5 protein-coding genes are annotated in these 6,420 nt (G+C 66.7%); all 5 read right to left on the reverse strand.

Annotated features, from left to right (window positions below; translation table 11 throughout):
* Window positions 1-81: 81 nt before the first annotated feature.
* A complete protein-coding gene (nirD, locus tag SAS01S_RS21185) occupies window positions 82-420 on the reverse strand; it encodes a nitrite reductase small subunit NirD (RefSeq protein WP_174543173.1) in 339 nt (112 codons plus the stop codon).
* Complete coding sequence (nirB, locus tag SAS01S_RS21190; RefSeq protein ID WP_245657058.1) at window positions 417-2,897, reverse strand: nitrite reductase large subunit NirB; 2,481 nt, start codon at window positions 2,895-2,897, stop codon at window positions 417-419. The genes nirD and nirB overlap by 4 nt, the downstream gene beginning before the upstream one ends.
* A 35-nt stretch (window positions 2,898-2,932) precedes the next feature.
* Complete coding sequence (locus SAS01S_RS21195) at window positions 2,933-4,138, reverse strand: alginate export family protein (protein WP_066813090.1); 1,206 nt, start codon at window positions 4,136-4,138, stop codon at window positions 2,933-2,935.
* 22 nt (window positions 4,139-4,160) lie between these two features.
* Window positions 4,161-5,399, reverse strand: a complete 1,239-nt coding sequence (locus SAS01S_RS21200) for a nitrate/nitrite transporter (RefSeq protein WP_066813092.1) — start codon at window positions 5,397-5,399, stop codon at window positions 4,161-4,163.
* 231 nt (window positions 5,400-5,630) lie between these two features.
* The coding region (locus tag SAS01S_RS21205; protein WP_066813096.1) for an ABC transporter substrate-binding protein at window positions 5,631-6,420 on the reverse strand (790 nt) is incomplete at its 5' end.

Raw genomic sequence — 6,420 nt, forward strand, 5'->3', positions numbered from 1 at the left:
TTATCCGCAAGCGATCCGCCCGCGGCACCGCCCCACCCCCAACCCCTCCCCTGAAGGGGAGGGGCTTTAAGAGTGGCACCCTCACGCCGCGGCCTTCAGCGTCGACGTACGGCACAGCAGCACGCGGCCGGCGTCGACCTTGACCGGGATCGTCGGCGCGCAGCCTTTGTCCTCGCCCTGCGCTTCGCCGGTCGCGAGCGCGATCCGCCAATTGTGCAGCGGGCAGGCGACACTGTGGCCGTGGACGATGCCCTGGCTGAGCGGTCCGCCTTTATGCGGGCAGCGATTGGCGAGCGCGAAGACGCGATTGTCGGCGGTGCGGAACACCGCGACTTCCTCGCCGCCCGAGACGGTCACGGTGCGGCTGCCGCGCACCGGAATCTGATCCAGCCAGCCGATATCGAGCCAATCGCCGATCATTCCGCGACCTCCAATGCCAAAGGTTGAAAATGCGCCATATGCGCGTGCTGCTCGCGCGCCGCGCCCGAGGCGCGTTCGGCCCAGGGATCGTCCTGGCTGAAGGTCTGCGAATACCAGAAGCGCTCGGCGAGCGCGTCGCGCCCGGCTTCGTCCTCGACCACACGATCCTTGATATGTTGCAGCCCGACGCGCTCGATCCACGGCGCGGTGCGCTCAAGATAGCGCGCTTCCTCGCGATAGAGTTGCACGAACGCCGCGGCGACATGGATCGCCTCTTCCTCGCTCGCGACTTTGGTCAACAGATCGGTCGCGCGGACATGGATGCCGCCATTGCCGCCGACATGGAGTTCGTAGCCCGAATCGACGCAGACCACGCCGAAATCCTTGATCGTCGCCTCGGCACAGTTCCGCGGACAGCCGGAGACCGCCATCTTGAACTTGTGCGGCATCCAGCTGCCCCAGAAGCCGCGCTCGAGCTTGACGCCCAGCCCGGTCGAATCCTGCGTGCCGAACCGGCACCATTCGGATCCGACACAGGTCTTCACCGTGCGCAGCGCCTTGCCATAGGCATGGCCCGAGACCATGCCGGCGGCGTTGAGATCGGCCCAGACCGCGGGCAGATCCTCTTTCTTGATCCCGAAAATGTCGAGCCGCTGGCCGCCGGTCACCTTGACCATCGGCGCGTCATATTTCTCGGCGACGTCGGCGATCGCGCGGAGTTCGCGCGGGCTGGTGATCCCGCCCCACATGCGCGGGACGACCGAATAGGTGCCGTCCTTCTGGATGTTGGCATGGAGCCGTTCGTTGACGAAGCGGCTCTGCTGGTCGTCCTGATACTCGCCGGGCAGCGCGCAGAGCAGATAGTAATTGAGCGCCGGCCGGCAGCTAGAACAGCCGTCCGGGGTCGACCAGTGGAGCCGGTGCATCACTTCGGGAATCGAGCGCATGCCTTGCGCGACGATCTCGCGCCGGACGTCGTCATGGCCGAAGCTGGTGCAGTTGCACATCGTCTTCGGGCCGGCCTCGACATCCTCGCCAAGTGTCAGGGCGAGCAAGGTCTCCACCAGCCCGGTACACGATCCGCAACTCGCGCTTGCCTTGCAGCCTGAGCGTACCGCATCGAGGCTGTGCGCACCCTTGGCGATACAGGAGACGACTTGACCCTTGTTGACGCCGTTGCAGCCGCAAATCTCCGCCCCATCGGAGAGCGCCGCAACGGCCGCCTTAGGGTCCGCCTGCCCCCCTCCCGAGGCGAAGGCCTGGCCGAAGATCAGCAGGTCGCGCGTGGCCGAGATGTCCTCGCCGCGCCGCATCAGGTCGAAATACCAGCCGCCATCGGCGGTATCGCCATAGAGTACCGCACCGACCACGCGATCCTCCTTGAGCACGACGCGTTTGTAGACGCCGCGGCTGGCATCGCGCAGCACGATGTCCTCGCAGCCTTCGCCGCCGGCGAAATCGCCTGCCGAGAAGACGTCGAGCCCGGCCACCTTCAGCTTGGTCGAGGTGACGCTCGCGCGATAGCCGCTGGGCCGCTCGACCAGCCCATCGGCCAGCGCGCGGCACATGTCCCAGAGCGGCGCGACCAGGCCGTAGACCTGGCCGTCATGCTCGACGCATTCGCCGACCGCGAGCACATCCGGGTCGCTGGTGACCATATGGTCGTCGACCTGGATGCCGCGGCCCACGGCCAGCCCGGCCTCGCGCGCCAAACCGACCGAGGGGCGGATGCCGACCGCCATCACCACCAGGTCGGCGGGGATGTCGCGCCCGTCCTTGAGTCGTACCGCTTCGACCTTGCCGTCGCCCAGGATCTCGGCGGTGTCGGCGCCGGTCAGCACCGTTTGGCCGCGCGCCTCCAGCGCCGATTTGAGCAGCCAGGCCGCCGCTTCGTCGAGCTGGCGCTCCATCAGGGTCGGCATCAGGTGGAGGACGGTGACCTGCATCCCGCGCAGCGACAGGCCGTGCGCCGCCTCCAGCCCCAGCAGGCCGCCACCGATCACGACCGCGCTGCCGCCGCGATCGGCCGCCGCCAGCATATGATCGACGTCATCCATGTCTCGGAAGCTGATCACGCCGGGTAAGTCCTTGCCCGGCACCGGGATGATGAACGGGTCTGAGCCGGTCGCGATCAGCAATTTGTCGTAGCGCACCGACCGGCCCGATCGCGCGGTCACGGTCTTCGTAGCGCGATCGATCGCGGCGACCGGATCGCCGGCGATCAGTTCAATCCGGTTATCGGCGTACCAGGCGGCGTCGTTGATCACGATGTCGTCGAACGTTTTCTCGCCCGCCAGCACCGGCGACAGCATGATGCGGTTGTAGTTCACTCGCGGCTCCGCACCGAAGATCGTCACCCGGTAGCGCCCGGCATCGCGTGCGATCAGTTCCTCGACCGCGCGGCACCCGGCCATGCCGTTGCCGATGACGACGAGATGGGGAAGGCCCGGCTCCGGGCCGGACGGCGCGTCCGGCATGGAGTCAGGGTCGGACGCGGAAACAAGGAAGTCCATCACAAGCTCCAATCGAGCTGCAGCCAGAATTTGCGGGTGTCGGTGGCGAAGCCGTCCGCCTGGTAATCGGCATAGCGGGCCGAAAGGCTGGTCTTGCCGAGCTTGGCGCTGGCGAGCAGGTCGATCTCGTCGCCATAGAGGCGGCTATGCCGATCGCTGGCAAAGCGGTGATAGACCGCCTGCAGCGTCAATGCCTTGAACGGCCCCACCTGTTTCCAGCCATAGCCGAGATTGCCATAAAGGTCGCGAACGCCGTCGGGTGGCGTCGTCAGGAACTTGTCGGCCCAGCCCTCGAACTTGAACCCGGTAGCGATCGGCGTCTGGAACGCGGCAAGTGCCACGCCCTTGTCCGCACCCAGCACTTCATACCCCGCGCCGAGCTTGACCGCGTGGAGATCGAGTCCCCCGTCGACCAGGTAATAATCGGCACGATAGCGGTTGGGGTTGCGGTCATAGTCGGACTGGGTCGCGTAGCTCAGCTGGTAGGAGAATTTGACCCCCTTGCCGAGCGGACGCGCGCCCGCCAGCCGCGCGCCATAGGTCTGGCTCGACAAGCGGAACCCCTGCACCGCCGCTTCATCCTGATCGACCAGATAGGCGAAGCCGGTGATCGTGCCGACCGGGCTGGCATAGGATAAATTGCCCAGCACATTGTTGCCGCCGATCGAGCGCGCCCGCGCGCCGACGCCGTCGATTCCCCAGACGGTGTTCACGCGCCAGGCATAGGTCAGGTCCGCCTTCAGCCCTTTCACGCCGGTCCATTCGACTCGTGCGGCATCGAAGGTCTGGCCGTTCTGGCGAAACGGCACCGCGCCGACGAAGCGTTCGTCGTCGAGCGCGATCCGCTGGCGGCCGACGGTCAGGGCGAGGGCTTTGGTGCGGTATTGGAGCTGTGCCCGGTACAGCGCGATATTCTGCGGGTCGGCGATCAGCGGGCGCGTGGCCGCGCCATGCAGTCCGTCATAATAATCGCCGGTCAGCGCCAGATTGCCCTGCATTTCGACGATCGCGGAAAGCGGTCCGCTGCTCGCCTGCACCCCGCTGCGGATGCGGATCGTCGTCGCCTCCGCATCGTTGGGCAGACCCGCTTGATCGACATTCTCATAGCGCAACCGCGCCTCGATCAGCGGCTTCAATGTGATGTCCTGCGCCATGGCGGGACTTGCCACCAGCACGCTTCCAAGGATCAACCAGGCAGGTTTCATCGCATGTCTCCCCTGCTCTCGTTCAGATCCGGACGCCGGCCGCCGTGCCCCAGCGCCGGCGCCAGGAATGCTTGACGATCAGCAGACCGAGCCCGGCAATCACCGCGAGCCCCGCGAAGATCAGGAAACCGGGCGCGAAGCTGCCGGTCAGCTGCTTGGCGATGCCGAGCGAAGAGGCGAGGTAGAAACCGCCAACGCCGCCCGCCATGCCGACCAGCCCGGTCATCACGCCGATCTCTTCGGCGAAACGCTGCGGCACCAGCTGGAACACCGATCCGTTGCCGATCCCCAGCGCCAGCATCGCCAGCACGAACATCGCCATCGCGATCACCAGCGTCGGCGCCATGCTGACCGCCACCAGCGCGAGGGCAGCCGCGGCGAACACCCCGGTCAACGCCTTCACGCCGCCGACCCGGTCGGCGATCGCGCCGCCGAGCGGGCGGACGAGCGAGCCGGCGAACACGCAGGCGGCGGTGCAATAGCCGGCGGCGACCGGCGTCAGCCCGAAACGATCGGTGAAATAGATCGGCAGCGACGCGGCGAGCCCGACAAAGCCGCCAAAGGTTACCGCGTAGAAGCCCATCAGCCACCAGGCATCGCCCGACTTGAGCGGATGGAGATATTCGGCGAGCGACTTGGGCGCCGGCCGGTTGGGCGCATCGCGCGCCATCAGCTGATAGGCGATCAGTACGAGCACCAGCGGAATACAGGCCAGGCCGAGCACGGCGTTCCAGCCGAACGCCTTGGCCAGCAACGGTGCGAACAGAGCGGCGAGCACGGTGCCCGAATTGCCCATGCCGGCAATCCCCATCGCCTTGCCCTGATGCTGCGGCGGGTACCAGCGGCTCGCCAGCGGCAGCGCGATCGCGAAACTTGCCCCGGCAAAACCGAGGATGACGCCGAGCGCTAACGTGCCGGCAAAGCTGGTCACGCCGGCCAGCCAGGCGGTCAGCAGTCCGGCGATGACGATGATCTGGCTGATCGTGCCCGAGCGCTTGGGACCGATACGGTCGACGAGCAGGCCGTTGACCACGCGCAGCACCGCGCCGGCGAGCGTCGGCGTCGCCACCATCAGGCCCTTTTCGGCCGGCGTCAGCGCCAGCGTCTTGGCGATTTCCGGGGCGAGCGGCCCCAGCAATACCCAGACCATGAAGGCGAGGTCGAAATAGAGGAAGGCGGCGATCAGCGTCGGGACATGCCCGCTCGACCAGAAGCCGTCCTGCTGCCTGCCTTGTTCCCTGTTCCAGAATGTGGTCGCCATGCGGATCCCCTTCGCGTGCGATGGACAAGAAAAAAGCCGCCCAGACGGCAGCCAATAGAGGCGCGTCTGGGCGGCTTCGTTGCCTTGGCGGATCGACGGACCCGCCCCGCAATCACCCCCGTCGGTGGAGATCATCGCGGTTATTTCGTGCTGAGCATCATTGCCCTGCGGAGTGGATGATGCGTGATTCGCCGGCCGGACGCAAGCTTATTTCGCACTTGCAGCAAAAAGTCAGGGCAGCGAGGCCAGATAGGCCTCCGCATCGTCGGGATCGAACGCATGGCCGTCGAAGAATCGGTCGGCACCGAGCACCAGCCGCCCTTGCACCGATCCGGCCCCCATCGGATCGCCGATCGCGCCTTCCAGTTTCGAGCTCGCGCCCGGCAGGATCGCGGCCGACCCGGCCAGCGCGGCACGGTACAAATCCGGCCGGAACACGCCCTCGGCACGGGCCGCTTCCTCGGACGAGAAAGGCGTGCCGTCCCAGCGCGTCATTTGCGAATAGAGCCACGCCGCCTGGCTGCGCCATGGAAAGTTCGCCGCCTCCCGAAACTGGAACATGAAATCGGGGATGTGGAGCGGCGTCGCGCCTTGCGACAAGCGGACCCGATCGGTGATCGCGCGCAGGATCGTCTCCTCCGGCGCCGCCAGATAAGCGGGCTGTGCCAGGATCCGCGCATTCTCTTGCGCCGCATCGGGCTCGACGAAATGTGCCGCGGCATCGTGCAGCGCACGAATCAGCCGTTCGACCAGATCGGGCGACCCGCGCACCGTCTCGCGCCGCATCGCGAGCACTTTCTCGACCCCCCGCCGCCAAATCTGCGCCGTCACCAGCGCGATCCGTCCGACGCCGCGGTCGACCGCCACGCTGTTCCACGGCTCGCCGACGCAGATGCCGTCGACTTCTCCCGCTGCAAGCGCGTCCGCGGCGAAAGGCGGGCTGATCGTGACGATCTCGACATCGATATCGGGGCGGATGCCGACCGCGGCCAGCCAGTAGCGCAGCATGTAATTGTGGCTC

The organism is Sphingomonas asaccharolytica NBRC 15499 (assembly GCF_001598355.1).
GTDB lineage: Bacteria > Pseudomonadota > Alphaproteobacteria > Sphingomonadales > Sphingomonadaceae > Sphingomonas > Sphingomonas asaccharolytica.